The following is a 552-nucleotide window of genomic DNA, read 5'->3' on the forward strand; positions in this document are numbered from 1 at the left end:
TATAAAGAAGAAACAGATAACAAGATCAATTGGTCATACGATAGCGATGATTTTGAGACATGGTGCACTGGTAAAACAGGCGTACCATTAGTCGATGCAGCGATGCGCTGCTTAAATGCGACGGGGTTTATGCACAATCGACTGCGCATGGTCACCGCCATGTTTTTGACCAAAGACTTGCTGATTGATTGGCGCTTAGGAGAGCGCTACTTTATGCAGCAGCTCATTGACGGGGATTTTGCGTCCAATAACGGCGGTTGGCAGTGGAGCGCGTCAACAGGCACCGACTCAGCGCCCTACTTTCGTATTATGAATCCCTTTAGCCAAGCCAATACGCATGACTCTAAAGCACTGTTTATTAAAACTTGGCTACCAGAGTTAGAAGATATTCCTACTAGCATCTTGCATAGCGAAGACAAGATGCGCAAAGAATTGGCAAAAGGTGGCAAGTTTGCCGATATTGACTACCCTGCGCCGATGGTCGAGCATAAATCGGCACGCAAGCTGGCTATTGCCGAATTCAAAAAAGAATAAATATTAGCTTAGCTATTG

At 45.7% G+C, this 552-nt stretch carries 1 protein-coding gene; it reads left to right on the top strand.

Features of this window, described 5'->3' with window-relative positions:
• Positions 1-534, top strand: a 534-nt coding sequence (locus ACS8FD_RS23600; RefSeq protein ID WP_439277639.1) for an FAD-binding domain-containing protein, incomplete at its 5' end; no start/stop codon positions are given.
• Between the last annotated feature and the right edge of the window lie 18 nt (positions 535-552).

The sequence above is a fragment of the Psychrobacter sp. 1U2 genome, from assembly GCF_051847575.1.